General features: G+C 69.2%; 1 protein-coding gene. It reads left to right on the top strand.

Annotated features, from left to right (window positions below; all coding sequences use genetic code 11):
- Positions 1 to 192 precede the first annotated feature (192 nt).
- Positions 193 to 1333: tRNA pseudouridine(13) synthase TruD (locus PGX04_RS04815; RefSeq protein ID WP_273737464.1), on the top strand; the 1141-nt coding region annotated here is incomplete at its 3' end.

Genomic DNA, 1333 nt, shown 5'->3' with positions numbered 1-1333 from the left:
GCCGCGCTCGCGGTCGTCGCGTTCGCGCTGGGTGCGCGGTCGATCCCGCGGACGGACTGACCGTCGCGGACGATCCGAACGGACTGCTCCGCTCACGGACTGACCGCGACACACCGCGGCGAAGCCGCGGGCCATCGCTCGTCTCGAGAACGAACCGATTTACGCGCGGCACTCGAATCGACGGCAACCAGCATGCGCGCAGGCCACCCCACGGAGCAGGCCGTCGGTATGGAGTATTACGTCAGCGACGCGGACGGCGTCGGCGGCCGCCTCCGCGAGGACGACGCCGATTTCCGGGTGCGCGAACTCGAGCGCTTCGCCACGGAACCCATCGACGCGTCGACTGACGCCTACCCGCACCTCGTCTTTCGAGCGACACTGCGGGGGTGGGACACCAACGACTTCGCCTCGCGGCTCTCGGACGCGCTGGGCGTCTCTCGCGAGCGGGTCAACTGGGCCGGCACGAAGGACAAGTACGCCGTGACGACGCAGCTGTTCTCGGTCTACGGAGCCGACCCCGCGGACCTGCCCGAGATCAACGGGGTCGATATCGAGGTGCTGGGGCGTGCCGGGCGGAACCTCGAGTTCGGCGACCTCGCGGGCAACGAGTTCGAACTCGTGGTCACCGATCCCGAGCGGCCCGAAAACGCCGCGACGATCACCGACGAGTTGAGCGAGTTCGGCGGGCTCGAGGACGGCGGTGGCGGCGATTCGGACGGCGACTCCGCAGTTTCGATCGGCGTCCCCAACTTCTTCGGCCAGCAGCGCTTCGGGAGTCGTCGGCCGGTCACGCACGAAGTCGGGCTCGCGATCGCTCGCGACGACTGGGAGGGTGCGGTGATGGCCTACCTCGGGAATCCGACGGACGCGGAACCCGAGTCGACCCAGGAGGCCCGGACCTTCGTCGATCGCGAACTCCGACGGAGTTCGGATACATCGAGCGGGGAGCAGCGCGACCCGCGAGAGGAGACGAGAGACTGGCAGGAGGCACTCGAGCGCGTCCCGAATCGACTCCGCTACGAGCGATCGATGATCCACGCGCTCGCCGAGGACGACGGCGATCCGGGCCCCGCCGAATTTCGGGACGCCCTCGAGCGGGTCCCGTCGAACCTCCAGCGGCTGTTCGTCCACGCGGCCCAGTCCTACGCGTTCAATCTGATGCTGAGCGAGCGCCTCGAGCGCGGGCTGCCGTTCGACCGGCCCGTCGCGGGCGACGTTGTCTGTTTTTCGGATACCGACGCCCCCGACGGGCTCGAGCTTCCCGATACCGACCGACTCCAGCGCGTGGACGAGCGCCGGGTCGACTCGGTGACCCGCCACTGCGAGCGCGGCC

The organism is Natrinema soli, from assembly GCF_028618695.1.
This window is presented reverse-complemented; position numbering and strand designations above follow the sequence as displayed.